Source organism: Pseudomonas anguilliseptica, assembly GCF_021375795.1.
Lineage (GTDB): Bacteria > Pseudomonadota > Gammaproteobacteria > Pseudomonadales > Pseudomonadaceae > Aquipseudomonas > Aquipseudomonas anguilliseptica_A.
The window spans coordinates 456,456-481,981 of record NZ_JAEIOI010000003.1; the positions used below are offsets into that span (position 1 = coordinate 456,456).

The following is a 25,526-nucleotide window of genomic DNA, read 5'->3' on the forward strand; positions in this document are numbered from 1 at the left end:
CAGTGATGCCTGCTTCTACGGCAATGGGCACAGGATAAAGCTGTGGCGCGCGCGGCAAAAGCGATAAGATCGCCGCAACCTGTCAGGAAAACTCACAGATGAGCCACGACCTTCCACCGCTTAACGCCTTGCGCGCCTTTGAAGCAGCGGCGCGCTTGAACAGCATCAGCCAGGCGGCTAACGAACTGTATGTCACTCATGGCGCGGTCAGCCGCCAGGTGCGCAGCTTGGAAGAGCACCTGGGTGTAGCGCTGTTCAGCAAGGAAGGTCGCGGCCTTAAACTCACAGATGCCGGCATTCGCCTGCGCGATGTCAGCGCCGAACTGTTCAACCGCCTGCGCAGCACCTGTGCCGAGCTGCAACAAGGGCAGGCCGACGCGCCGTTTGTCCTGGCCTGCCCGGGTAGCCTGCTGGCGCGCTGGTTTATCCCGCGTCTGGACCGACTCAACCGCGAGTTGCCGGAACTGCGCCTGCAGCTGTCCGCCAGTGAAGGCGAGCTGGACCCACGGCGCAGCGGAGTGGATGCCACCCTGTGGTTCGCCGAACCGCCGTGGCCAGCGGATATGCAGGTGTTCGAGCTGGCCGCCGAGCGCATCGGCCCGGTGCTTAGCCCACGTTATGCGCAGTTCGCCGCATTGCATCAGGCTCCCGCTGCTGCGCTGCTCGGTGAACCCTTGCTGCATACCAGCTCGCGCCCGCAGGCCTGGCCAAGCTGGGCCGCCAGCAACGGGCTGGATGCCAGCGCACTGAAGCTCGGCCAGGGTTTCGAGCATCTGTATTACCTGCTGGAAGCCGCAGCAGCCGGCCTGGGCGTCGCCATCGCACCGCAGCAACTGGTGACCGACGACCTGGCCGGCGGTCGCCTGGTCGCGCCCTGGGGCTTTGTCGAAACCTCGGCACGCCTGGCCCTGTGGGTGCCGGCACGGCGCCTGGATAAACGCGCACAACTGCTGGCCGCATGGCTACGTCACGAGTTGCAAGGCTGAATCGACGCCGGGCAAAACCGTGGCAACTCGACTAGCGTTGAATCATCAACCTGTGGAGAACGCCCATGTCCGACCATCACACCTACAAGAAAATCGAAATCGTCGGCTCCTCGAAAGTCAGCATCGAGGATGCCATCGAAAATGCCCTGGCCGAATGCGCCAAGTCGGTACGCAACCTCGACTGGTTCGAGGTGGTGGAGACCCGTGGGCATATCGTGGATGGCAAGGTCGGTCACTATCAGGTCACCTTGAAGATCGGCTTCCGCCTGAGCGATAGCTGAGCCCCAATGCTGCGGTCATGCCTGAACATGGCCGCCGGCCTTCCCGCCCGACGCAACGTGCCCCTTGGAATCCGCAGAACAAGCCCCACTATCTAACTCAGGTATTGGCGCTTTGTGGCGCCCCAACACACGGATAACCCACAGGCGGCCCGATGAGCGCACTTGCACAGAGCAAATTCTCCACCCTGGACCTCGCCCCGATTCGCGATGACGGCAACGCTGCCCAGGCCCTGCACAACTCCCTGGCGCTGGCGCAGCATGTCGAGCGCCTGGGCTTCGAGCGTTTCTGGGTGGCCGAACACCACAATATGGACGGCATCGCCAGTTCAGCCACTGCCGTGCTACTGGGGTATCTGGCCGCCGGCACGTCGAAGATTCGCCTGGGTTCCGGCGGGGTGATGCTGCCCAATCACGCACCGCTGGTGATTGCCGAGCAGTTCGGCACCCTGGCCACGCTCTATCCTGGGCGCATTGAATTGGGTCTGGGCCGTGCGCCAGGGGCGGATCACTTCACCGCCCAGGCGCTGCGCCGCGACCGGATTGGCAGCGCCGACGACTTTCCGGCGGATGTTGCAGAGCTGCAGCGCTACCTCGGGCCGCGCACGCCGGATCAGCGGGTAATCGCCATGCCTGGCAGCGACACCAATGTACCGATCTGGCTGCTCGGCTCCAGCCTGTTCAGTGCCCAGCTGGCGGGCGAAAAGGGCCTGCCCTACGCCTTCGCCTCGCACTTCGCGCCGCGCTATATGCATGAAGCGATTCGCGTCTACCGCAACCACTTCAAGCCCTCGGCAGTGCTCGACAAGCCCTATGTGATGCTCGGCGTACCGCTGATCGCTGCCGACACGGATGAACAGGCTGAATACCTGGCCACCTCGGCCTACCAGCGCATCCTCGCGCTGATTCGCGGCCAGAGCCTGGTGCAGAAACCGCCGGTGGCCAGTATGCAGGGGCTGTGGTTACCGCATGAGAAAGAGGCCGTGAGCAGCTTCCTCGGCATGGCAATGATCGGCGGGCCGGACAAGGTGCGCACGCGTCTGGAGCTGCTGCTGGAACAGACTGGCGCCGATGAACTGATCTTCACCTGCGACCTGTATGACTTCGCCGACCGCCTGCATGCCTTCGAGCTGCTGGCACAATTACGCGACTAACCAGGCCGGTCAGAACGTACCGCAGCGCAACACCTGGCCGCGCGCCAGCACATTGCGCTGCTCATCGTAGAGCCAGGCCTGGGCTTTCATCTGTAACGGGCGGGCTTCCAGACGGTAGCGCTGCCCGGCAGCAAAATCGGCATAGCGCACACGAATATCGCAAGTCATCTGCCGTGGCTCGCTGATGCCGTCCTGACCACCGCCGCTGTTCACTTCAAATTGCAAACGTGCCTGCAATTCATGAGCACCCACCGGCACCTGAAAATAGCGGCCATCGTTCAGACGCTGACCGTCGAGGCGATCGGCCATCAGCAGGGTGCCGGCATTGCTGCGCAGCTCAACCCAGGCCTGGTTTGGGTCAGGCGGCGGCACGGGTGAAGCACAGGCAGCGAGCGCCAGCACAGCACTGCATAAAGCCAGGTAACGCATGGGGCACCTCCATAAATCAGAACAACCCGAGGGTCTGTTGACGTTTCGTTCGCGGCCGCGCCGAAGCCTGTTTTAGCGCGAGGCAAGGCACGAGACACGAAGTTTGGTTGTTCCAAATGAGTGTCGAGAAACGCAGTATCGCGCTAAAACAGGCTCGGCCCTTCGGGTTGCGCGAAAAATCTCGCCAAGCGGTGTTGGAGGACTTGGTAAGGGAACACCATTACCTGCGTCCTCCGCCTAGCCTGGCGAGATTTTTCACGGCAACGCGGTTCGCGACGAAACGTCAACAGACCCTAACCTACGCCGATCCCGTGCTGGAGACAGCAGCGCCGATGCGCTAGCGTGGCAGCCTGAATTGTCACAGGTACCAGCCCCATGTTCGACGCCATGCTCTGCCGCTGGGTTCCACTGGCCGCGGCGCTGCTGCTGAACGGTTGCAGCACCCTGGACTACTACAGCCACCTGGCCGGCGGCCAACTGCAATTACTGCAGGCACGCGAGCCGATTACCGAGTTGCTGGAGAACCCGACGGCCGGCCCCGAGCTCAAACAACGCCTGACACTCGCTCAGCAGGCACGGGACTTCGCCAGCGCTCAGTTAGCCCTGCCCGACAACGGCAGCTATCGCCTGTATGCCGATATCCAGCGGCCATTCGTGGTGTGGAATGTGTTTGCCACCCCGGAGTTTTCCCTGTCGCCGGAGCTGCACTGCTTCCCCATCGCCGGCTGCGTGGCCTATCGCGGCTTCTACAGCCAGGGCCGGGCACGCGGCGCGGCAGCCTTGCTGAAACAACAAGGCCTGGATACTTACCTGGGTGGGGTCGAGGCCTATTCCACCTTGGGCTGGTTCGATGACCCGATTCTCAACACCATGCTGCGCTGGAGTGATGAGCGTCTGATCGCGGTGATTTTTCATGAGCTGGCGCACCAGCAGCTGTATGTGGCCGATGACACTGCGTTCAACGAATCCTTTGCCAGTTTTGTCGAGCGCGAGGGCCTGCGCCAATGGCGCGCCCAGCAGGGCCTGCCGCCCAGCGACATACAAGGCGAGCAGCAGCGCGAACAATTTGCCGCCCTGGTGCTGGCCAGCCGCGCGCGCCTGCAACAGCTCTACGCCAGTGACCTGCCAGCGGCGCAGATGCGCAACGGCAAGCAGGCCGAGTTCGCCCGTTTGCGTGCTGAATACCGCACGTTGCGCGAACGTGAGTGGGGCGGCCGCGGCCGTTACGATGACTGGATCAACGCGCCGATGAATAACGCCAAGCTGCTGCCATTTGGCCTCTATGATCAATGGGTGCCGGCCTTCGCCGCACTGTTCGAACAGGCTGGTCGCGACTGGCCACGCTTCTACCAGCAGGTCGAGGCATTGGGCAGACTGCCTGCCGCCGAACGGCAGCAGGCGCTGACCGGATTATCGGCAGGCACTTAGAACTTACGTAACCGAACCCCAGTCCAACTTTCGTTATTTCTGTTCACGCAAAAGGAGCGATGCAATGAACAAATTCACCCTGGCTGTGCTGCTCGGCCTACTCAGCACCAGCGTATTGGCTGCACCCAAGCCCTGCGAAGAGCTGCGCGCGGAGATTGAAGTGAAAATCCAGGCCGCCGGCGTTGCCAGCTACACCCTGGAAATCGTGCCCAACGCAGACGCCCAAGACCCCAACATGGTGGTCGGCAGCTGCGACGGCGGCACCAAGAAGATCATCTACCAGAAAAACGGCTGATCCCTGCCAGCGGGCTGCCTGGTCCAGGCAGCCCGACACCTAGCGCACAAACGCCTGGTGTAGCTCGGCCAGGCTATGGAAGTGATAGGTCGGCGCCTCGGCCTGTAATTCAGCCAGGCTGCCAAAGCCATAGCCCACCGCAGCTGCATCCAGGCCATTGCGCCGCGCGCCGATCAGATCGTGCTTGCGATCGCCAATCATCAGCGTGCTCTGCACCGGTAATTGTTCCTGCGCCAGCAGGTGGGCAATCAGCTCAACCTTGTCGGTACGCGTGCCGTCCAGTTCGCTGCCGTAAATCACTTTGAAGTGCTTCGCGAAACCAAAGTGCTTAGCAATCTGCTCGGCAAACACCGTCGGTTTGCTGGTGGCGATGTATAGCGTGCGCTGCTGGTTCTGCAGCAACTGCAACAGCTCGTTCACACCGTCGAACAGTTGGTTTTCATACAACCCGACCTCGCGGAAGCGCTCACGGTAATGGTTCACCGCCTGCCAGGCTGTGGCCTCGTCAAACTGATAGGTCTGCATAAAACACTGCAGCAGCGGCGGGCCGATAAAGTGCTCAAGTGCCTGCAAGTCAGGCTCGTCGATGCCCAGCCTGGCCAGCGCATGCTGCACCGAGCGGGTAATGCCTTCGCGCGGATCGGTCAGGGTGCCATCGAGGTCAAACAGGATGTTCTGGTAATGCATAACAGGTTCGCTCATCAGCCGGCATAGCCTTCCAGCAGGTGTTGGTCTTTCAACCGCACGTAGTTGGCAGCGCTGTAGGTGAAGAAATTACGCTCTTTATCAGTCAGGGCACGGCTCTGTTTCACTGGGCTGCCGACGTACAGGTAACCGCTTTCCAGCACCTTGCCCGGAGGTACCAGCGAGCCCGCGCCGATCACCACCTCGTCCTGCACCACCGCGCCGTCCATCACAATGCTGCCCATGCCAACCAGAATGCGGTTGCCCAGGGTGCAACCGTGCAAGGTCACCTTGTGGCCGATTGTCACGTCGTCGCCAATGATCAGCGGAAAACCATCCGGATTGAACGGCCCGGCGTGGGTGATATGCAGCACACTACCGTCCTGCACGCTGCTGCGCGCGCCAATGCGGATACGGTGCATGTCGCCACGGATCAGGGCGAATGGCCATACCGAGCTGTCTTCGCCCAGTTGCACATCACCGATGACCACGGAGCTGCTGTCGATAAACACCCGTGCGCCCAAGCTGGGCGTGATGCCTTGGTATGTACGAATCGCCACGATAGAAACCTCTTAGGCTGCGGTTTGCCCCGATTGTAATTAACATGCAGGGCATTGCGGTTGTGAAACGTCGCCTGCGACCCCATAACCTGCTTATGACTTCGCGTATCAGAAAGGTGCCTGCCGTGTCCGCCAGCAACCCGCTTCTTCAAGACTTCGATCTGCCATCCTACAGCCTGATCAAACCCGAGCATGTCGAGCCGGCCATCGAGCAGATTCTGGCCGACAACCGCGCCGCCATGAGCCACCTGCTGGAACAACAGGCCGCCGACCCAAGCTGGGACGGCCTGGTGCTGGCCCTGGATGAACTGGGCGCGCGCCTCGGCCAGGCCTGGAGCCCGGTGAGCCACCTGAACGCCGTGTGCAACAGCGCCGAGCTGCGTGCCGCCTACGAAGCCTGCCTGCCCAAGCTATCTGAGTACTGGACCGAAATAGGCCAGAACCAGCCGCTGTTCCAGGCCTATCAGAAGCTGGCTGCAAGCCCCGCAGCCGCGGGTTTCGATGTGGCGCAGAAGACCATTCTCGAACACGCCCTGCGCGATTTCCGCCTGTCCGGTATCGACCTGCCGGCCGAGCAGCAAACGCGCTACGGCGAGATCCAGATGAAGCTCTCCGAGCTGGCCAGCAAGTTCTCCAACCAGCTGCTGGATGCCACCCAGGCCTGGACCAAGCACGTCAGCGACGAAGCTACGCTGGATGGCCTGACCGATTCGGCCAAGGCGCAGATGAAGCAAGCCGCCGAGGCCAAGGGTCTGGATGGCTGGTTGATCAGCCTGGAGTTCCCCAGCTATTTCGCGGTGATGACCTACGCCAACGACCGCGCGCTGCGCGAAGAGGTGTATGCCGCCTACTGCACCCGCGCATCCGACCAGGGGCCAAATGCCGGCAAGAACGACAACGGCCCGGTGATGAATGAAATCCTCGCCCTGCGCCAGGAACTGGCCAAGCTGCTGGGCTTCGGCAATTACGCCGAACTGAGCCTGGCCAGCAAGATGGCCGAGAGCAACGAGCAGGTGCTGAGCTTCTTGCGTGACCTCGGCATGCGCGGCAAACCCTTCGCCGAGCAGGATCTGCGTGAGTTGCAAGCCTTCGCCAGTGAGCAGGGCTGCAACGAGCTGCAAAGCTGGGACGTCGGCTACTACAGCGAGAAACTGCGCGAGCAGCGCTACAGCATTTCCCAGGAAATCCTGCGTGCCTACTTCCCCATCGACAAGGTGCTGACCGGCCTGTTCGCCATCGTCGAGAAACTCTACGGCATCCAGATCAAGGAATTGACTGGCTTCGACACCTGGCACCCGGATGTGCGCCTGTTTGAAATCACCGAGAACGGCCAGCACGTCGGGCGCTTCTTCTTCGACCTCTACGCCCGCGCCAACAAGCGCGGCGGCGCCTGGATGGACGGTGCGCGCGACAAACGCCGCAGCGCCGATGGCACGCTGATCAGCCCGGTGGCCAATCTGGTGTGCAACTTCACCCCTGCCGTCGGCAACAAGCCGGCGCTGCTGACCCACGATGAAGTCACCACCCTGTTCCACGAGTTCGGCCACGGCCTGCATCACCTGCTGACCCGCGTCGAACATGCCGGCGCGTCCGGGATCAACGGCGTGGCCTGGGACGCCGTCGAACTGCCGAGCCAGTTTATGGAGAACTGGTGCTGGGAGCCCGAGGGCCTGGCGCTGATCTCCGGCCATTTTGAGACCGGCGAGCCGCTGCCGCAGGACCTGCTGGACAAGATGCTGGCGGCGAAGAACTTCCAGTCCGGGCTGATGATGGTGCGGCAGATCGAGTTCAGCCTGTTCGACTTCGAACTGCACGCCACCCACGGCGATGGCCGCAGCGTGCTGGACGTGCTCGAAGGCATCCGCGAGGAAGTCTCGGTGTTGCGTCCGCCGGCCTACAACCGCTTCCCCAACAGCTTCGCGCACATTTTCGCCGGCGGTTACGCGGCCGGTTACTACAGCTACAAGTGGGCCGAAGTGCTGAGCGCCGATGCCTTCTCCAAATTCGAGGAAGAAGGCGTGTTCAACAGCGCCACCGGGCAAGCCTTCCGCGAGGCGATCCTGGCGCGCGGCGGCTCGCAGGCACCGATGGTGCTGTTCGTCGATTTCCGTGGCCGCGAACCGTCCATCGACGCCCTGCTGCGCCACCTCGGCTTGAGCCAGGAGGCCGCATGACAGAGACCACTGCCAAACGCTTTATCGCCGGAGCGGTCTGCCCGGCGTGCAGCGAAATGGACAAGATCCAGATGTGGAACGTGGACGGCGTGCCACACCGCGAATGCATCGGCTGCGGTTACGCCGACACCCTGGATGAGCGCGGCAACTCGGTGCCGCGTGAACTGCCCACGCGGGTCAATACCAGCGCACTAAAACCCAAGGCGGCCGACCCCAAGGTGCAAGCAGTGCAGTTCTTCCCCAACCCCAAGCTGAAAAAATGACCGGGAGTCATTGTTAACGTCTCGCAGGATAATTCGCGCGATCGACCAAGGAGGGGGCATGTGGCATCTGGTCTGCGGTGATGCAGCCGTTGAAGGGGTGCGTTTCGTTCTGGGAGAAGACACAGCGGACTGCACCTTGCGGGTCATGCGTGACGACCTCGCCGTAGGCCCGTTGCAGGATATCGATAGCCCGCCGTGCGCCGCCCGCAGCGCTTACTGGCAGGGCGTCTGGCCACAATCGATGCAACCCGTGCCGGATTTCGACGCGGAACTGCAAGCCGATGCCCACTGGCTAAGCACCCTGAGCAGCGGCCAGCGTGGCGTGACGGTCTGGCACGGCGACAGCTGTTCCGAGCAGTTGCTGCTGGCCCGCGTGGCACAGGCTCTGGCCGGCTCAACCATAGAGTTGTGGGAAGTCGCCTGCGGCAACCCGCAGCTGCCGCCACGCCGCGCCGTCTCGCTGTGCCAGCCGCAGCAACTGCAGGAACTCTATGCACAACGGCAACTGCTCGGCGCATCACGGCGTAGCGAACTGGCGGCGCACTGGCAACAGGCGCAGCAGCACAACGCCGCCATCCGTATCTGGCATGCCGGGCGTTTCAAACACCATGAACATGCGCTGGTCGATGATCCCTTGCTGCAGTACTGCAGCGAGCAATGGCAGCCATTGGCACGGGTCATGGCCGAGGTGATGGCGCAAAGCAAAGGTTTCTTCCCCACCGACGCCTTCCTGCACTGGCGCGCCCGTGAGCTGGCATTGGCCGGGCAGCTGCAACTGGCCCAGCCGCTGACCACTGCCTACAGCGAACAACAGGTACGCCGGCTCAGGGCGTAGCCTGCTCAACCTGTTGCAGGTAACGCTCCAGCAGGCGCTGGTAGTCACCGTTGGCGCGCAGTTGCGCCAGGCCCTGATTGAACTGCGCGATGATCACCGCCGCCTGCGGATGGCTACGCGGCACGATCAAATGCAGGGTACTGCTGCTGATCGCACTCTCAGAACGGCGAAACTGTTCGACCGGCACGCCCGTCAGGCGCAACGCGGTTTCCCCCAGGCGACGATCGGAGATAAAGAAATCATCGCGCTCCATCAGCAATAAGAGCGCGCATTCATTCAGCCCCGTCGGGGAATGCCGAACCAGTTGCCCGTCATCGAGCAACTGTTGAATCACCGGCGGCGGTTGCCAGCCCAGCGGGTAGCACAACCGCCGCCCCTGCATGCTAGGCACATCGGTCAGCTCAATCACTTCACCCGCACGGCTGAAAATATGCTGTTCTGCCGTAAACAGCGGCTCCGAGTAGAGAAACGCCTCTTCACGCTGCGGGGTGCGCACATAGGGAAAGGTGGCGTCGTAATCGCCGCGCAGGGTCTTCAGGTAACCACGGTTCCAGGGCTGCCAATCCAGGCTGCTGGGGAGCTGGGCGTACTGAAAGGCCCCACGCACCACCTGGGTCAACATGCCACCAGCTGGCAGCGCCTTGCCGGTAAAAGGGGCGTAATCATCGCCAGTGACCAGCCGCACAGGCTCCGCCAGCGTGCTGGTGCAAAGCAGCAGGCTCAGGAAAAGAGAAGTAAGTATGCGTGCAGGCATCAACCTGACCTTAGCGCGGGCGCGCAATGCAAAACAGCCATGACCCTGAATTCCAGTGTAGGCGGCAGGATACGCATAACTAGTCAAATAACCCTAACTGACCATTGGTCGCATGGGGAGCCTCGGCATGGACAACCGCAGGTGCGTTGGCCAACCGCTCAGCCAAGCCCGCCGCGCGCTCGGCGCGGGTGGCCACGGCTTCACCGAGGCGGGCGGGCAATGCCCAGATTTCCACCTTGTGTTTGGCGCGGGTGATGCCGGTGTAGAACAGGCTACGGCTGAGCAAGGGGCTGGGCAGTTCGGGCAGCACCAGCAGCACTTCGCTGAATTCCGAGCCCTGGCTTTTATGCACGGTCATGGCGAAAGCGCTGTCGTGGCTGGGCAGACGGGCCGGGGCGAAGGGACGATAGCCTTCTTCACCCTCAAAGAACACTCGCAGGCCGTACTCAGTGTGCAGGCAGATGCCGATATCGCCGTTGAACAGACCCAGGGCGTAGTCGTTCTGCCGCACCATGATCGGCCGCCCGACATACCAGCGTTCGCGGCTAGGCACCTGGCTGCGGCGCTTGATTCGCGCCTCCAGGGCTTCGTTGATGCCGGCCACGCCCCAGGCCCCTTCGCGCTGGGCGCAGAGTGCGCGGAAGATGTTGAACGCGGCGAAAGCCGCTGCAGGGTCGGCGCTTTTGGCGGCGCTGATATAGGGTTCATAGCCTTGATCCAGACGCTCCAGCAGATCATTGGGCGTCGGCGCGGCATTCCAGGCCAGGTCGGAGCGGTCCTCCTTGAGCAGGTTCAGCGTGCCGCTGACATCGCCGCCGTTAATGCGCCGCGCCAGTTCACCGATGCCGCTGTCGCCGGCAAAACGGTGGCTGTGGGTCAGCAGCACCACGGCGTCGCCGAGTTGCGAGCTGGGTTGGCTGACCGGCACCTGCTGGCCGGTGATGCGTTGCAGCTCGTTCGCCGCCTGAGCATCAAAGCCACGGCCCTCGCAGAGTTCGGCAAACACTGCGCCGGCTTCCACAGCGCAGAGCTGGTCTTTGTCGCCGAGCAGGATCAGTCGCGCAGTGGGCGGCAGGGCATCGAGCAGTTTGGCCATCAGCGCCAGATCGACCATCGAGGCCTCGTCCACCACCAGCACATCCAGGGCCAGCGGGTTGCCCGCGTGATGGCGTACCTGGGGACTGTCGCCGCGGCTGCCAAGCAGGCGGTGCAGAGTGCGCGCCTCATCCGGCAACGCGGCCTTGATCGCCTCGCTGACCGGCAGCTCGGCCTTGGCATTGCGGATCGCTTCAGCCATGCGCGCCGCCGCTTTACCGGTGGGTGCGGCCAGGCCGATGGCCAGCGGAGCGCCGCCCGGATGTTCGCAGCCAGGCTGCTCCAGCAGCGCAGCCAGTAGACGCACCACAGTGGTGGTTTTGCCGGTGCCGGGGCCGCCGGAGATCACCGCCAGTTTGCGCCGCACCGCTTGCGCAGCGGCCAGACGCTGCCAGTCGGGTTGTTGTTGCCCCGCCTGTGATAAAGAGTTGAACGCAAATAGCCGGGTCAGGCTTTCACTGAGCAGGGCTTCATCCACCTCGGGCAAATCGGCGGCGCGTTGCAACAACTGCTCGGCCAACTGGCGCTCATAGGCCTGATACCGCGCCAGGTAGAGGCGGCCATGCTCGAGAATCAGCGGGGTGAAATCACCGTCGCCACCCACCAGGGACGATGCTTCCAGCTGCGCCTGCCACTCGGCCAGCGGCGGCAAACTGAAGCCGTGGTCGGGCCAGGGCCGCTGCCCGGCCAGACGCGCCAACGGCAAACACACATCACCCTTGTCCAAGGCCATGCACAGCAATGCCGCCGAGACCAACACCATCGGCGACGCCTGCGGATCAAGGCGCTGCAGGCTGTCGACCAGGGCGCGTTCCAGCGGGCCGAGGGGCAGATCGTTAAGCATCACGCGCCCTCCGCAAACAGATTATCCAATGCATCCAAAAGCCCATCGCTGGGCCGTGAGAAATACACCCCGGCGCTCGGCATGCCGCGCAGAAACAGGTAATACGCGCCGCCCAGCTGCTCATTCTTGAAATCGTCCAGACGCTGCCGCAGGAAGCGTCTCAGCGCGACCAGGTAGATCAGGTATTGCAGGTAGTAATGCTCGGCGGCCAGGGCTTGCAGCAGGCGTTCGCCGCCGTAGTAGCTGGTGTCCGGCCCGAGCCAGTTGGACTTGTAATCGGCGATGTACCAGCGCCCATCGTGCTCGAAAGTCAGGTCGATAAAACCCTTGAGAAAGCCCTTGAGGCTGTCGAATTCCAGCCGCGCCGCTGCCTCGCGCATCGGTGCCGCCAGGCCATGGGCCGGGTCGCAAAGAATCGCGCGCAGGCGTTGCACATCTAGTCCGGCCAGGGGAAAGGTAAAGCCCAGTTCGGGCAAGCGGCGCGTCGGATTCAGACCGGCGAGGGTCAGACCCTGGCCATCCAGATCAGCGTCGATCACCTGTTGCAGATGATCAAGCGCCACGGCCTGCCAGTCGCTGCTGATGCCGTGGCCGCTTAGCCCCGGCTCAATCAGCTCAATCAGCGCGCCTTTGCGGCGCGCCCAGTCTTCGAGGATGGCGTGCAGGCAGGTACCGGCCCGCGCGCCACGGGGGAAGGCGAAGAAGCCCGTGCCCGGATCGCTGGCATCGGGTAGCACCAGGCCATCGCGGTCCGGGGCTTCCATATGCATACCGGCGGCCAACCCGGAGAAGCTGCCGATGCGCCAGGCGCTGTGCAGGCTGCGTTGCAAGGTGGCGAGTTGCTGCGGGGCCGGAGCGCGTTGCTCGCCGGCGGCACTGGCTTCGCTTTCACGCAGCGGCTGGATAACCATCTGGCCCTTGCTGCTGGCGATCAGCTTTTCGATTTCGGCCCGCAGCCCTTGCGGACTCAGGCTTTGCAGATGGCCGGCCAGCTCGCTCAGGGCATCTTCACCCGATAACGCGCGGCCGTGCAGTAGCCAGGCCAGGGCGCTGCTGTGCAGGCCGCTGTCGCCGAGGGTGCCGTCCTTTTTCGGTTTGCAGTCCACCGGCCCCCAGTGTAACCACAGGCGATCCCGCGCACGGGTCAGGGCCACATAGGTCAGGCGCAGTTTTTCGGCGAAGCGTTCGTGGCGGGCGCGCTCGCGGTGCACGTCGAACTGCTCGCTGCCCAGGTCCAGCAGCGGCGTGCCGTCGTCAGCGTGGCAGCTGATGTCTTCATGCTGGCGCAGCAGTGCGCCGTCCCACAAGTAGGGGCAGAACACCAGCGGATATTCCAGGCCCTTGGAGGTGTGGATGGTGACGATCTGCACTCGCTCGGCATCGCTTTCCAAGCGCAGCAAGGCGTCTTCGCCATGGGCCTCGGCGCTGCGTTGGGCGTTGAACCAGGCGAGCAATTGCTCCAGACCGGGGCGTTGCAGGCTTTCGGTTTGCAGCAGTTCGGCCAGGTGCAGCAGGTTGGTCAGGCGGCGCTCGCCATCGACCAGGGCCAGCAGCCGCTGGGCCACGTGCTGCTCATCCAGCCAGGCGCGGAAGGCGCGCATAAAGCCCTGTTGTTGCCAGAGTTGGTGGTAGCGCTCGGCGGCTTCGCGCTCGCGGTCCCAGGCTTGGGCATCCTCGCTACAGGCGGCCAGATCGGCGGCGCTACGGCCCAGCAAACGGCTGGCCAGGGCATAACGCAACGCGCCCTCGCGGCCCGGCTCGGCATAGGCGGCGAGCACGGCGGACAGCTCATCAGCTTCCTCGCTGTGCCAGACGTTCTCCTTGCCACGGCGCACGCTGGGCACGCCACGGGCGGCCAGCTCGGCAGCCACTTCGCCGGCCTGACGGTGACTGGCGACCAGCACGGCGATATCCCCGCCTTTGAGTGGGGTGCGCGTGCCGTCTTGCTCGCCCTCTTTATTTTCAAAAAAGGCCTCGCCACGGCTGCTGGCGTTAAGCACCGCCGCAATGCGCCGCGCCGTATCCCGTGCCACCAGTGCGCCCGCTTCGCCCTTGCCCAGGTAGTCGTTATCCAGCCAGACCAGCGCCAGCGGTGCGTCGGTTTCATCCTCAACATGCGGCAATACCAACTGTGCCCGCGCCTTGCTGCTGGCCCCGACCTGCTGGTAAGCCAAGCCTTGCTCTGCAAAGGGCATGGGCCGATCGAACAGCTGATTCAGCGCGGCAATCAGCTCGGGCGTGGAACGGTGGTTGGTGGCCAGGCTGTACTGGCGCGCAGCTTCGCTGCGCGCCTTGAGGTAGGTCGCCAGATCCGCGCCACGGAAGGCATAAATGGCCTGCTTCGGATCGCCGACAAAACACAGATCGCCGGCGTCTTGATAAATGCGATGAAACACCCGGTACTGCACCGGATCGGTGTCCTGAAACTCGTCGATCAGCGCCACCGGATACTGCGTGCGCAGGGTGCTGACCAGGTGCTCGCCGCCCTCGCTCTGCAAGGCTTGCTGCAGCTTGTTGAGCAGGTCATCGAAGGCCAGCAAGCGTTGCGCCGCCTTGCGCGCGGGCAGTTGCTCGTTGAGCTGATGAATCAGGCGTACCTGCAAGTCGATCAGGCGTTGCTCGGCCTCGGGTTGCGCGGCATCGAGGGCATCGCAGAGTTCCTGCAAGGCAGCGGCCAGTGGATTGGCCGGGGCTTCGCAGCCCTTCTTGCTGGCCTTGTTTAAGCCTTCGCGGGCCAGACGGCGATGCGCTTCGGTCTTGCTGAACAGCGCGGCGGCGTCGCTGAAATAACCGTCCAACTCAGCCTGCCAGACGCCCAGCTTGGCTGGGTTGCACATATTGCTCTTAAAGCCATCGAAGGCTTTCAGTTGCTGCAACCAGGCCGCGCTTTCGCCCTGCCAAAGACGCTGCGCCTGCTGCCAGGCGGCGCGTAGGGCGCTCATCTCACTGCGCGTGCCCGGTTGCGGCTCGATGCGCAGGTACGGTTTGCCCAGGTGATTGCGCAGGCGCTGACGCAGAACCTGCGGGGTGATCTTCTGCTGCACCAGAAACGCCGCCCACTCCGGCTCGGCACTGGCCAGCTCATGCCGCCAGAGGTCGGCGAGCAGGGCGTCGATAATTTCGCGATCGTCGTGGGTCAGTTCGTTGTCGAAATCGCCACCCGCTTCAAACGCGGCGTCCTGCAAGGCCCGCTGACAGAAGCCGTGGATGGTGAAGATCGCCGCCTCGTCAAAACCGTGCACCGCCAGCAGCAGACGTCGGTGGCTGGCGGCATCCGGGTACTGGGCATGCAATTCATTAAGCAAGGCGTCGTCGCCCGGCCCCTGTTCATACACCGCCAGCAACTCGGCCAGGCGCTTGCGAATGCGCTCGCGCAGTTCGGCGGTGGCAGCTGTGGTAAAGGTCACCACCAGAATCTGGCTGACACTGAGCTGCTTCTCCAGCAACAGGCGCGCGTACAACGCGGTCAGGGTCCAGGTTTTGCCGGTGCCGGCGCTGGCTTCGATCAGCGAGCGGCCGGTGAAGCTGTCGTGCAGCAGGTTCAGGCTGGCGCTGCTCATGCTTCATCCTCGTCGCTGCCTTGCAGGGCATCCAGGGCCGGGCCGTAGAGTTGTTCGGCGAGGGCCTCAAAGCGCTCGCCCAGCGGCTCACGGTCGCGGAAGGCCAGAGCATTCCACGAGTTCTGGCCTTCGCCATCCATAAAATCGTTGCCTTGCCACATCAGCAGCGCCTCGCTCTGGGCGGCGTCGATGGGCCCTTTACGGCCGGGGTTTCGCCACTTGCGGGCGAAGCCATAACTGCATTTGGCGAACAGCGGCAGGGGTTCGCACAGCGCGCTTTTGTAGGCTTCCAGCCAGGGCACCAGCAGCTCGCGGGCATTGGCCAGCGGGCCCAGACGCCATTCGCTTTTCGGCGAGAGCAGACGGCTGTCGCGGCTGATCTCGGGCGTGGCCGCGCAGTTGAGCAGCAGATGGCGCAGCCAGAATGGCGCCAGCTCCCAGGCGCCGAGATCACGCAGGCGGTAGTCGAACAGGCCGGCGCGGGTCACGCCATCCAGCCAGCCGTGGATGCGTACACCGGCCAGCTCGATATCGACCAACAGCGGTTGCGGCGCATCCTCCGGGCGTTCATCGAACAGGGTTGGGGCGAAGGCGCGGATCGGCCCGCGAATCTGTCCCCAGTGCGCTTGGCCCAGCTCGCCCACCGGTAACCAGCCGGAAGCCGCCGCAACGGCGCGCTCCTGGCGCTCGCTCCAACCGTTCTCGATGGCCTGCAAGGCCAACTGGCGCAGGCCATGCTGGCTGGTCCACTCGACGCTGAACGGCTCGTCGCCGGCCAGGGTTTCTTCGCTCTGTGCCAGGCGCAGGCCGAGGCGCTGTTCCAGCAGGTAGCGCGCCGGGTGTTTAAAGCAGTGGATCAGCTGGTTGGGTTCGATAGTGAGTAAATCTTCATCCGGCGTATCCAACGGGCTGGCAAAGGGCGCGGGGGCTTGCACCGCCTGACTCAAGCGCTGCGCAGCGTGGAACCAGGGCGCGGCAAAGCCGGCATGGCGGTTGCCAGCAAAGTTGCCGGGGGCGAAGGGCTGCAATGGATGGTGGTGAGTAATCCTTGCGCTGGCCGGGCCATTGCCATCTATCGCCGTGAGGTCGACCACATCCAGCAGCTCGCTGACCAGTACCGACGGCGGCAGCTCGGCGTTGCTGCGCGGGTCGCGGCCGACGTAACTCAGATATAGGCCGCCACGGGCCGAAAGCAGGGTTTCCAGCAGCAGGTAGCGGTCATCCAGACGTCGCGCGCGATCGCCACGGCGGGGTTTCTGGCTGATCAGGTCAAAGCCCGCTGCCGGGGTGCGGCGCGGCAAGGCGCCATCATCCAGCCCCAGCAGGCAGACCAGCTGAAACGGCAGACTGCGCATCGGCACCATGGTGCAGAAGGTCACCGCGCCGGTAAGAAAGCCCGATGCAGCGCTGCCCTGCTCCAGGGCGGCGGTGAGTTGCTGGCGGATCAGCGCCAGCTCAATCGGCCGCTCGACCCCCGAGGCGTCACCCTGCTCCTTGAGCGCGGCGCAAGCCTTGGACAGCAGCAACAGGGTGTCACCGGCCTCGCGCTCATCGAACAGCTGATCGATCAGCCCTTGCAGGGATTCGGCCCATTCGTCCAGGGCGCGCGGCCGTTGCAGGCTCTGCGCCAGCGTGGCCAAGCGCTCGACAAAACCGGCCAGGCGACCGAGCAGTTGTGCGCGGCCGCCTTCCAGCGCATCCAGCGGCCAGTAGCTACCCAACAGTGGCGCAGCCAGACCGGCCAACTGTGGCGGCGCGGCAAAGCCCAGCAGCAGGCGATCCAGCCCTTGCCGCCAGGTAAACGCCGCATCCGCCGGCAGGCCCAGTTGCTCGCGGTGCGTTGCATCGCGGCCCCAGCGCACGCCGGCGTCGCGCAGCCAGTCGCGCAGCAGCGGTAAATCCTCTGCCTCGATGCCGACGCGGCGGGCGATGGCCGGCTGTTCCAGCCAGGCGAGGATTTCCTCGGCGGCAAAGCGGCTGTCTGGCAGCGCCAGCAGATTGAGGAAGGCTTCGATCAGCGGGATTTCCGCACGCAGGCTGCGGTCGGCCAGGCTGAAGGGAATCCGCGGCACGCCTTCGCGCGGGGCAAACACCGCTTCGATATAGGGTGCGTAACGCTCAATGTCCGGGGTCAGCACCACCACTTGATCCGGGGTCAGCGCGTGCTCGACGGCAAAGCGGGCGAGTAGCTGGTCATGCAGGATTTCCACTTCGCGCAGCGGCGAGTGGGCGACGTGCAGCTCCAGCGAGCGGTCGTCTTCGCGCAGCAGCAGACGCTCATCAGCAGTGCGTGTGCGCAGGCGCAGGATGTCGTTCTGCAAGGCCTGCAACAGGCTGGCGTCGTGCAGGTCGTCATCCTCGGAATACAGGCCGATTTCCTGACTGCCCTCGCTGGAGGCCAGGCTGAACAGACTGTCGAAAAAGTCGCGACCCTGCTTGCCCAGGCTCGCCAATAACGGGTGGCCGACATCCAGATACCAATCGTCCGGACTGAGTTCAGGCTGCCTGGCCAACTCTCGAATATCGCGAATCTCGCCCCAGGCTTCGCGGCACGGGTTGAGGGCGAAAACAATCACCTGAGTGTGCCGCGCCAGGCCTTCCAATACCCGCATATGGTGCGGCGGCAGCGAACTGATGCCAAACACCAGCACGCGCTCGGGCAGCCCGGCGATGGGTGTGGCGTCATACAGGCGGGTGAGCAGCTCTTCCAGCAGACGCGCGCGGTGTGGGTGGCCGTCTTTGGTCAGTTCGCGCCAGAGCAGCGCCTGCCAGCCTTCATCCTGGCCGAGATCGAGCAGCTCGTTGCGTTCCCAGGCGGCGAGCCAGTCGTCGCGATACAGCAGGTATTGGTCGAATACGTCGGCGATCTTCACGGCCAATGACAGCCTGCGGCGCTCATCGCCACCGTCCAGATAATGCGCCAGGCGCGGCGCCTCACTCAGGTGGGCCGGCTCGCACAGCCAGTCATACAGGCGCCAGCTCAAACTGCTGGGGCTGAACGCCGATTGTTCCGGCAGTTGCCCCAGGCACAGGCGCGAGACGTCCCAGACGAACTTGGCCGGGAGCTGCACCTCCAGCTGCATGGCAATGCCCTGCTTGCGCGCCAGCTCCAGCGTCAGCCAGCGCCCCATACCCTGGCTCGGCACCACCACCAGCGCCGGCGCAAAGGGATCACGCATCGGCGTGGCGAGCAGGGTGGTGGCCAGCTCGCCAAGGGTTTCCAGATCGGGGGCGTGATAAAGCGTCAGCATCGGAGGGCATCCATTCAATAGCGAGCAAGGTTATCAGCTCACGCAGCTTGACGGGATTACGCGACAGCCTGTGTCGTTCGCTGGCGCGCAGCGCCAACCACAGCTAAAGCTAAACATAGGGCTTTAGCCTTTATAACAAGTAAAAACCACGCGTCACGCTGCAACCGGGCGGGCGCGCCAGGGAGCAGCACCATGCTCACCCTGCTGAATCTTCTGTCTGCCGTCGCCTTGCTGATCTGGGGCACCCATATCGTCCGTACCGGCATCCTGCGGGTGTATGGCTCGCACTTGCGCAAGGTGCTTAGCCATAACGTCAGCAAGCGCCCACTGGCCTTTGCTGCCGGCATCGGCGTGACCGCGCTGGTGCAGAGCAGCAACGCCACCGCGCTGCTAGTCACTTCGTTTGTCGCTCAGGGGCTGATGGCGCTGACTCCGGCGCTGGCGATCATGCTCGGGGCGGACGTCGGCACGGCGCTGATGGCCCGCGTGTTGACCCTCGATCTGAGCTGGTTAAGCCCGCTGCTGATCTTTCTCGGCGTGGTGTTCTTTCTCTCGCGCAAGCAGACCCGCGCCGGTCAGCTTGGCCGCGTGGCCATCGGCCTGGGGCTGATGCTGCTGGCGCTTGAGCTGATCGTCGCCGCTGCTACGCCGATCACCCAGGAGCAGGGCATCCGCGTGCTGTTCGCCTCACTGACCGGCGACCTGCTGCTGGATGCGCTGGTCGGCGCGCTGTTCGCGCTGATTTCCTATTCCAGCCTGGCGGCTGTGCTGCTCACCGCCACCCTGACCGGTGCCGGCCTGATCAGCCTGCCGGTGGCCATCGGCCTGGTGATTGGCGCGAATATCGGCAGCGGCGTGCTGGCCTTTCTCACCAGCAGCCTGCAAACCCCAGCCGGACGGCGTGTGGCTTTGGGCAGCCTGCTGTACAAACTGATCGGCCTGCTGCTGGTGATGCCGTTTCTCGATCCGCTGGCCAACTGGCTGGACAGCCTGAACTGGCGCCCCGAAGAGCTGGTGATCGGCTTCCACCTGCTCTACAACAGCCTGCGCTGCCTGCTGATGCTGCCCACGGTCGGGCTGATGGCGCGCTTCTGTAATTGGCTGCTGCCGGATCGCCCGGATGAAAACGGCGTCGCTCGCCCACGCCATCTCGACCCCACCGCGCTGGCCACCCCCAGCCTGGCGCTGGCCAATGCGGTGCGCGAAACCCTGCGCATCGGCGACCTGATCGAAACCATGCTCAGCCACCTGCTGGAAGTTTTGCGCGGTGGGCAAACCGCCTTGGGCAAGGAACTGCGCCGCCTGGATGACGATGTCGATGCACTCTACAGCGCGGTCAAACTCTACCTGGCGCAGGTACCGCGCGAGGTGTTGAGTGAGCACGACAGCCGGCGCTGGGCAGAGATCATCGAACTGGCGGTCAACCTGGAGCAGGCCGGCGACATCATCGAACGCATGCTCGGCAAAGTGCAGGATCAGAAGACTGTGCAGCGCCACTCCTTCTCCGACAGCGGCCTTGAGGAACTCACCGCCCTGCATGGCCAGTTGCTGGCCAATCTGCGTTTGGGCCTGTCGGTATTTCTCTCCGCCGACAAGGAAAGCGCGCGTCAGCTGCTGCGCGAGAAACGCCGCTTCCGCGCCCAGGAGCGTCGCCTGGCCCACGCCCACGTCAGCCGTCTGCACCATCAGGTGGTGCAGAGCATCGAAACCAGCGCCCTGCATATGGAGCTGATCGCTGATATGAAACGTCTCAACTCACTGTTCTGCGCCAGCGCCTATGTGGTGCTGGAAAGCAGCGAGACAGGCGCCTTGCACCATGAGGACAACGGCGCGGAGTAACATCTCAAGCAAATTGGTCTATACCACCAAGCCTTGGTTGGGTTGAGACAACAAGGCGCATCCGCTTTAAGTTGGCGTGCGGCATTGCAACAGTTCTGCCATCAATGACCGCTAATACTGCTCAACTCCAACAACAAAAGAGCGCCTTCCCTATGAAAAACCTCACCTCCCTGGTCGTTGGTCTAGGCCTGGCCTTCAGCGCCAGTCACGCCAGCGCCTGGTCGCAACCCACGCACAAGAATATCGTCAAGGACGCCCTGGCCTTCCTCAACTCGGCCCATGCCACGCCCGAGATGAAACGTGCCTATCAGTTCTACGTCGGCGCAGCCGGCAGCGAAGCCCGTGCGGGAGAAATCCTCGGCCAGGCGGCCTACGACGTTGATGATTTCCAGGACACCCGCCTGGGTGGCTGGTGGGTCGGCTACGAGCATGCGCCGGTGTATGGCGCCGCCGCTTCGCTGGTCAACTACACCTCGTACTGGCACTTCATCAACATGGCCCGCCAGGGCGACGCCCACGGCAACGACCACGGTGGCTACGACTACCGCTACCGCAAGGTGGATGGCAGCTGGAGCGGTGACGTTGACTGGTACGCCATGGTGTACCTGTACAACCGCGAGCTGAAGAAGAGCGACTTCGATACCACCGAAGCGCATTACCGCCAGGGCACCTACTCCAACTGGCAAACACACTATGGCGACTTCCAGACGGCGGCCTTCCAGCCCATCGATAACCTGGCCAAATACTGGTTCGATCAGTACAAGAACGCCCCCTCGCTGCAAACCATCGGCTACGCACTGCACACCACCGGCGATGTGGCGCAGCCGCACCACGCCTGGGTCACCTCGGGCAACGGCCACTCCGGCTGGGAAGGCTGGGTGGACGATCACTACTTCAAGGAAGGCCTGAACAATATTGCCGCCGTGGCCAACCGGGTGGGCAGTTACGACCCGCAGAAACCGATCCGCGATCTGCTCACCCAGACTGCGCAGGTCGCCTATCAACGCCCTGAACCGCTGTATGACACCAGCTATGCCACCCGCTTGCGAGTGGCCAAGGAGCTGATTCCGGAGTCCATCGCCCTCACCGTCAGCGTGCTGACCAAGGGTGCCAACACCTTCTACGGCCAGGGTGGCCGCTAAGGTGCGCGGGCTTATCCAGCGCAGTTTGCTGGTACTGGGGCTGACCGGCATCTGCCTGTCAGCCCTGGGCAGCCAGGACATGCGCATCAACGGTGAACGCCTGCCCGGTAAAAGCATCGGCCTGCTGGAGCAGGCCATGACCCGGGTCAAATTCAACACCGACCTGCGCCTGCTGCGCACGGGCCTTGCGGAAAACCACCTGCTGGCCCGCGAGGTGGAAGCCGAACTGAGCGCCAAATACAGCAGCGATCTGGATGCCTTGGTCGAACGCGAAGCCGCCAACCTGATCGAGCAGGTCTACGGCCGCCAGTTCGATCACGATGTCCGGCCCTTTCTGCGCCAACCACAGGCGCTGAGCAGCGCACGGCTGCGCCAGGTGCTGACCGCGCCAACCCAGGGCGTGGTGCTCGATAGCCTGCAACTGAGCCCCCAACAGCAGGCCGATGCCGCACAAGTACAGCTGATCAGCTGGCAGTTCCCCGGCCAGGCCGAACAACGCCTGAACCTGCTGGAGTTGTATCAGGGCGATAACGTACAAGGCCGGGTGGAGCTGCAGCAGGGCAACCTGGTGTACCTGGCCGAACAGGTGCGTCAGCAGGCGCTGCGCGACTACCTCTGGTATCAGCTCGGAGAGAAGGGATTCAGTGCGGACGAACAGGCCGGCATCCGCCAGTTGGTGCGCGACAAACTCGTTCGCCACAAATACCTGCACCAGCTCGGCCTGCACAGCGATTTCCACCACGAAACCGCCAGCCTGCGCGAGCGCGCCCGCCAGGTCAGTGATGCAGATGCCGAGGCTTACTACCAGCGCAACCGCCAGCTCTACCAGAATGTCGCCCAGGTGCAAGCCAGTCATATCCGCCTGGCAGACCAAGCCAGTGCCGACCGGGTGTATGCCGAACTGCAAAAAGGCCTGAGCTTCGATGACGCTGTACACCGCTACTCCCTGGCGGACAGCAAAAGCCACACGCCGCCCGGCGACCTCGGCCTGATTCGCCCGCAGGATGCGCAGCTGGATTTTCTGCGCAAAACCGCCCTGTTGCAGAAGGCCGGCAGCATCTCCCAACCGATGCTGATCGACGGCGCCTTTGAGATCGTCCAGGTGCGCAGCCGTGAGGATAAGCAACTGCCGCTTAGCGATCCCAGCGTGCGTTATGAGGTCAACCAGGCCGTGGCCAAGGAGCAACTGACCCAGGCCTTCCAGGCCCGCGTCGACGCCCTGCTGACCAACGCCAAGGTGGAAGGACTATGAAGGCCTGGCTCGGCATCGGCCTGCTCGGGGTGATCACGGCGGTGACCATCGTCGTCGTGCGCATGCCCCAGGCCGACACCTCGCCAGCCGTTGCGCCCCACGCGACAACACCTCCCAGCGCCGCCATTCGCTTACCAGAGCTGCCCGCCGCGCTGCCGATACAGCAGCCCGCTGCAATCCCAACGCCTGCAGAACAACCAGTGGAAGAACCGCCCAGCGAACCGCAACTGAATGCCCAGGAAGCGCAAATGCTGATCCAGCTTATGGCCGACCAAGGCGACCCGCGCAGCCCGGCTCTGGGCCAGCTCAAACCGCGGCAACCCGCATCCGCCGCCCAGCTGGCCGACCCGGCGCAGTACAGCGCCTTCGAAGACCAGCAAACCCGCGACCAGATCATGGCCTACGCCAGCGGCGTGCAGCAGATCCCCGCCATCCGCGACCGCATCGAACAAGCTGCGCAATCCGGCGAACGCAGCCAAAGCGAACTCGATGAAGCCCGCGCCGCGCTGGAGCAACTGGAAATGCTGCAGAGCAAACTGCAGCGGGAAAGGCCGGAGTTGTTACCAACCTCAGCAGCCCCCTGAAAAATCAGCCCCTTACAACCACCCCCGCTCGCGGTAGTAGCGCAGAGCCCCTTCGTGCAACGGGGCGCTGAGGCCGGCCTGAATCATCTCGGCCTCGTTTAACTCAGCAAAGGCGGGATGCAGGCGTTTGAAGCGGTCGAGGTTATCGAAAACCGCCTTGACCAGTTGATAGACCACGTCTGCACTGGTCGCGGCCGAGGTCGACAGTACCGCTTTGCCGCCGATGGAGGCGGTGGCGGCGGGATTGCCACGGTAGATGCCGCCGGGAATTTCAGCACGGTTGTAGTAAGGCTTTGCAGCCAGCAAACGTTCGATTTGCGCTTCGCCTATTGGTACCAGTACGGCATCAAGGGTGGTGGTGGCCTCCTGAATGGCGCCGTTGGGATGGCCAACAAAATAGGTCATGGCGTCGATATTGCCCTCACCCAGTGCCGCAGCCTGGTCGGCGGCCTTAAGCTCGGCGGTCAGGGCGAAGATTGAGCGCGACCAGCCCTTGGCCTGCATGATTTCTTCCAGGGTGTCGCGCTGACCAGAACCGGGGTTGCCGATGTTCACGCGCTTACCCTTGAGGTCGTCGAACTCGGCAATCGCGGCATCGCGCCGCGCCAGCACGGTAAACACCTCGCTCTGCAACGAGAATACGGCCCGCAGGTCGGCCATGGCACCATCCTGGGCAAACGGGGCCAGCCCATGCAGGGCTTTGTACTGGTGATCCGCTTGCATGATGGCGAAATTGAACTCGCCGCTGCGCATACCTTTGACGTTGGCCACACCACCACCGCTGGCCGGAGCCGCACAGGTAATGCCATGCTCGACCGCCCCACGATTGAGAAAGCGGCAGATCGACTGCCCCGCCACGTAGTACACGCCGGTCTGCCCGCCAGTGGCAATGCGCGCGAAACGATCCTCAGCCTGTACGCTGGCAGTCGAAAACAGGCTCCAGGTAATTGCCCACAACGCCCACGTCACTGTCTTGCAGTTCATCGGACCACTCCTCCTCGGGTTGAACGCGCCAGCACCATCGACAGCCGCAGAGCCCCTAGACGTCTTAACCCTACCGCCAGACCACAGCTTTGGGCAGAATCAGGCCATGGCCAAACACACACTTGATTCACAACACACCTCGGTCAGCGCCAGCATCACCCTCGCCGTGTTGCATGCTGCGAGCCGCCTGGGTATTGATCGCACTCAACTGATGAGCACCTGCGGGCTGAGCGACAGCCAGCTCAGTGACCCCGACGCGCGCGTACCCTTCGCCACGCAGGAGCGACTGTGGCAACACCTCAGTCGCATCGAACATAGCGAGCCAGGCCTGGCCCTGGGCTGCAACCTTGCTCCCGGCCCGTTCAGCGTGCTCGGTTACCTGTTGCAGAGTAGCCCGACCCTGGGCGACGCGCTGGCCGCCGGGCTGCGTTATCAACGTCTTGTCGGCGAGGGCGGCGAGGTGCAACTGCGTGAGCAGGGCGACGAGTTGCAGCTGCTGTATCGCCCGCTGCATCCCGAGCTGCCGGCCACCCGCACCCGCGTCCTGGCGCTGATGGCCTGCTGGGTGCAGATGCTCCATCCACTGCTGGACAACTGGCGGCTGCTGCGTGCGCAGTTCGTCCATGAGCAGCCGGCGCTACTCGACAGCTACATCCACACCTTCGCCTGCCCCCTGCAGTTTGCCGCCAGCGATTACGGCATCGTACTGCCCAGCTCGCTGGCCAGTGCGCCACTGATCCAGGCCAACCCACCGTTGCAGAATCTGCTGCGCCAGCATGCCGAAGCCCTGCTCGCACGCCTGCCCAGCGAAGGCCTGAGTGCGCGGGTGGTGGCCCTGCTGGGCGAGCAATTGGCGCGCGGAGAGCCGGATCGCGGCGAACTGGCGCGGCGCCTGCACCTCAGTGAACGCACACTGCAGCGGCGCCTGGCCGATGAGGGCTGCAACTACCAGCAACTGCTCAGTGACACTCGCCAGCAGCTAGCCGAACAGCACCTGAAAAACGGTGACCTTCCCGCCGCTGAAATTGCCCTGCTGCTCGGTTACTCGGAACCCAGCGTATTCTTCCGCGCGTTTCGTCAATGGACCGGATTTACGCCGGGTGAATACCGCGCACAGCAGAAGGCGCAATGACAG

Annotated in this window: 21 protein-coding genes; 13 read left to right on the forward strand and 8 right to left on the reverse strand. The window is 63.7% G+C overall.

From position 1 onward, the window contains the following. Positions 1–98: 98 nt before the first annotated feature. From IOD17_RS13665 to IOD17_RS13675, 3 genes are all read left to right on the forward strand, one after another. Entirely contained in the window at positions 99–986 is an 888-nt protein-coding gene (locus tag IOD17_RS13665) for a LysR family transcriptional regulator (protein WP_233685612.1), read from the forward strand. Positions 987–1,051: 65 nt separating this feature from the next. Next, complete coding sequence (locus IOD17_RS13670; RefSeq protein WP_233685613.1) at positions 1,052–1,267, forward strand: dodecin; 216 nt, start codon at positions 1,052–1,054, stop codon at positions 1,265–1,267. A 152-nt stretch (positions 1,268–1,419) separates the two neighbouring features. Then, a complete protein-coding gene (locus IOD17_RS13675; RefSeq protein ID WP_233685614.1) occupies positions 1,420–2,418 on the forward strand; it encodes an LLM class flavin-dependent oxidoreductase in 999 nt (332 codons plus the stop codon). A 9-nt stretch (positions 2,419–2,427) separates the two neighbouring features. On the opposite strand, the gene IOD17_RS13680 is transcribed toward IOD17_RS13675, so the two are convergent. Beyond that, positions 2,428–2,847 carry a hypothetical protein gene (locus IOD17_RS13680; protein ID WP_233685615.1) on the reverse strand — a complete coding sequence of 140 codons (420 nt, stop codon included), beginning with the start codon at positions 2,845–2,847 and terminating at the stop codon, positions 2,428–2,430. A 375-nt stretch (positions 2,848–3,222) separates the two neighbouring features. Between IOD17_RS13680 and IOD17_RS13685 the strand changes: the two genes are divergently transcribed. Then, on the forward strand, positions 3,223–4,275 hold the full coding sequence (locus IOD17_RS13685) for an aminopeptidase (RefSeq protein WP_233685616.1): 1,053 nt from the start codon (positions 3,223–3,225) through the stop codon (positions 4,273–4,275). A 64-nt stretch (positions 4,276–4,339) separates the two neighbouring features. Next, positions 4,340–4,570: a DUF1161 domain-containing protein gene (locus tag IOD17_RS13690; protein WP_233685617.1), complete on the forward strand. Its 231-nt coding sequence runs from the start codon at positions 4,340–4,342 to the stop codon at positions 4,568–4,570. 39 nt (positions 4,571–4,609) lie between these two features. On the opposite strand, the gene IOD17_RS13695 is transcribed toward IOD17_RS13690, so the two are convergent. Together IOD17_RS13695 and IOD17_RS13700 are read right to left on the reverse strand one after the other, a co-directional pair. Continuing rightward, on the reverse strand, positions 4,610–5,257 hold the full coding sequence (locus IOD17_RS13695; protein WP_233685803.1) for an HAD family hydrolase: 648 nt from the start codon (positions 5,255–5,257) through the stop codon (positions 4,610–4,612). Between the two features lie 14 nt (positions 5,258–5,271). Then, positions 5,272–5,814, reverse strand: coding sequence for a gamma carbonic anhydrase family protein (locus tag IOD17_RS13700; protein ID WP_233685618.1), 543 nt, complete (start codon positions 5,812–5,814; stop codon positions 5,272–5,274). 95 nt (positions 5,815–5,909) lie between these two features. On the opposite strand from IOD17_RS13700, the gene prlC reads away from it, so the two are divergent. Genes prlC through IOD17_RS13715 form a run of 3 tightly spaced genes read left to right on the forward strand, consistent with a single transcriptional unit; the run spans position 5,910 to position 9,086 of the window. After that, a complete protein-coding gene (prlC, locus tag IOD17_RS13705; protein ID WP_233685619.1) occupies positions 5,910–7,988 on the forward strand; it encodes an oligopeptidase A in 2,079 nt (692 codons plus the stop codon). Beyond that, positions 7,985–8,251 carry a YheV family putative zinc ribbon protein gene (locus IOD17_RS13710; RefSeq protein ID WP_233685620.1) on the forward strand — a complete coding sequence of 89 codons (267 nt, stop codon included), beginning with the start codon at positions 7,985–7,987 and terminating at the stop codon, positions 8,249–8,251. The genes prlC and IOD17_RS13710 overlap by 4 nt, the downstream gene beginning before the upstream one ends. 58 nt (positions 8,252–8,309) lie before the next feature. Beyond that, entirely contained in the window at positions 8,310–9,086 is a 777-nt protein-coding gene (locus tag IOD17_RS13715) for a DUF1835 domain-containing protein (protein ID WP_233685621.1), read from the forward strand. Here the strand turns inward: IOD17_RS13715 and IOD17_RS13720 are convergent. From IOD17_RS13720 to recC, 4 genes are all read right to left on the reverse strand, one after another. Beyond that, positions 9,076–9,840, reverse strand: coding sequence for a substrate-binding periplasmic protein (locus IOD17_RS13720; protein ID WP_233685622.1), 765 nt, complete (start codon positions 9,838–9,840; stop codon positions 9,076–9,078). The two genes, IOD17_RS13715 and IOD17_RS13720, sit on opposite strands and share 11 nt — an antisense overlap. A 79-nt stretch (positions 9,841–9,919) precedes the next feature. Then, positions 9,920–11,782 carry an exodeoxyribonuclease V subunit alpha gene (recD, locus tag IOD17_RS13725; protein WP_233685623.1) on the reverse strand — a complete coding sequence of 621 codons (1,863 nt, stop codon included), beginning with the start codon at positions 11,780–11,782 and terminating at the stop codon, positions 9,920–9,922. Beyond that, entirely contained in the window at positions 11,779–15,339 is a 3,561-nt protein-coding gene (gene recB, locus IOD17_RS13730) for an exodeoxyribonuclease V subunit beta (RefSeq protein WP_233685624.1), read from the reverse strand. Before recB ends, recD begins: the two co-directional genes overlap by 4 nt. Then, the gene (recC, locus tag IOD17_RS13735) at positions 15,336–18,590 is read right to left on the reverse strand and encodes an exodeoxyribonuclease V subunit gamma (protein ID WP_233685625.1); all 3,255 of its coding nucleotides are present in this window, start codon (positions 18,588–18,590) and stop codon (positions 15,336–15,338) included. The genes recB and recC overlap by 4 nt, the downstream gene beginning before the upstream one ends. Before the next feature lie 192 nt (positions 18,591–18,782). On the opposite strand from recC, the gene IOD17_RS13740 reads away from it, so the two are divergent. The 4 genes from IOD17_RS13740 to IOD17_RS13755 all read left to right on the forward strand — a co-directional run bounded on the left by IOD17_RS13740 (position 18,783) and on the right by IOD17_RS13755 (position 23,407). Next, on the forward strand, positions 18,783–20,429 hold the full coding sequence (locus tag IOD17_RS13740; RefSeq protein ID WP_233685626.1) for a Na/Pi cotransporter family protein: 1,647 nt from the start codon (positions 18,783–18,785) through the stop codon (positions 20,427–20,429). Between the two features lie 152 nt (positions 20,430–20,581). After that, positions 20,582–21,571, forward strand: coding sequence for a hypothetical protein (locus IOD17_RS13745; RefSeq protein ID WP_233685627.1), 990 nt, complete (start codon positions 20,582–20,584; stop codon positions 21,569–21,571). 1 nt (position 21,572) lies between these two features. Beyond that, positions 21,573–22,823 (forward strand): peptidyl-prolyl cis-trans isomerase, encoded by a 1,251-nt coding sequence (locus IOD17_RS13750; protein WP_233685628.1) that lies wholly within the window; start codon positions 21,573–21,575, stop codon positions 22,821–22,823. Continuing rightward, entirely contained in the window at positions 22,820–23,407 is a 588-nt protein-coding gene (locus IOD17_RS13755) for a hypothetical protein (RefSeq protein ID WP_233685629.1), read from the forward strand. The genes IOD17_RS13750 and IOD17_RS13755 overlap by 4 nt, the downstream gene beginning before the upstream one ends. 12 nt (positions 23,408–23,419) lie before the next feature. Here the strand turns inward: IOD17_RS13755 and IOD17_RS13760 are convergent, their stop codons facing one another. Beyond that, the gene (locus tag IOD17_RS13760) at positions 23,420–24,391 is read right to left on the reverse strand and encodes a TAXI family TRAP transporter solute-binding subunit (RefSeq protein ID WP_233685630.1); all 972 of its coding nucleotides are present in this window, start codon (positions 24,389–24,391) and stop codon (positions 23,420–23,422) included. Between the two features lie 106 nt (positions 24,392–24,497). On the opposite strand from IOD17_RS13760, the gene IOD17_RS13765 reads away from it, so the two are divergent. After that, the gene (locus IOD17_RS13765) at positions 24,498–25,523 is read left to right on the forward strand and encodes an AraC family transcriptional regulator (RefSeq protein WP_233685631.1); all 1,026 of its coding nucleotides are present in this window, start codon (positions 24,498–24,500) and stop codon (positions 25,521–25,523) included. Positions 25,524–25,526: the final 3 nt, after the last annotated feature.